Source organism: Paucilactobacillus wasatchensis (genome assembly GCF_000876205.1).
In the GTDB taxonomy this organism is placed as follows: Bacteria; Bacillota; Bacilli; order Lactobacillales; family Lactobacillaceae; genus Paucilactobacillus; species Paucilactobacillus wasatchensis.
Window position 1 is genome coordinate 1 of sequence record NZ_AWTT01000101.1, and the last position, 695, is coordinate 695.

2 pseudogenes are annotated in these 695 nt (G+C 40.1%); one reads left to right on the top strand and one right to left on the bottom strand.

From position 1 onward, the window contains the following. Positions 1-376, top strand: a pseudogene (locus tag WDC_RS09295) (threonine synthase); the annotation flags it as partial. On the opposite strand, the pseudogene WDC_RS09600 reads toward WDC_RS09295, so the two are convergent. Further along, a pseudogene (locus WDC_RS09600) lies at positions 374-630 on the bottom strand (AAA family ATPase); the annotation flags it as partial. The pseudogenes WDC_RS09295 and WDC_RS09600 sit on opposite strands and share 3 nt — an antisense overlap. Between the last annotated feature and the right edge of the window lie 65 nt (positions 631-695).

Sequence of the window (695 nt, forward strand, 5' to 3'; positions counted from 1 at the left end):
AGCTAATTCGATGAATATTGGTCGGTTGATTCCGCAAGTGGCCTATTATTTTAATACCTATAGCCAGCTCGTTAAACGCGGTGAGATTGAGCTTGGTGATCAGATTAATTTTGCAGTGCCCACTGGAAATTTTGGTGATATTTTGGCAGGTTACTATGCCAAAAAATTAGGATTACCGATTAACAAATTGATTTGTGCTTCTAATCAAAATAACGTTTTAACTGAATTTATTCGTACTGGCAATTACGACCGTAATCGGCCATTTTATCAGACCAATGCTCCGTCGATGGATATTTTAGTTTCCAGTAATTTGGAACGGTTACTCTTTATGATTGCCGATGAAGACGAACATGTTGTGGTCGATTTAATGAAGTAGCTCTAAAGGGACGCTCCCACCCTGTTTTTCAACTCGTCCGGTTAATGCAGCCTCATGCGCCTGCCATTTTTATCAGCTCGCGGTCATTAGCTGTTCGATGACTTCTGGTTAATGCCAAAACATAGACTGCTTCCAATAGATTAGTTTTGCCTTGTGCATTTTCACCGATTAACACGTTAACTCCTGGTGAAAAACTCGACGCTTAAATCTTCGTAATTGCGGAAATTATGTAGCTTGAGCTCTGATAAAATCATTTCAGCGACCTACTCGTTTTGGATGACAAAGGTACCAATATCTGCAATCTGAATTTGATCGCCCG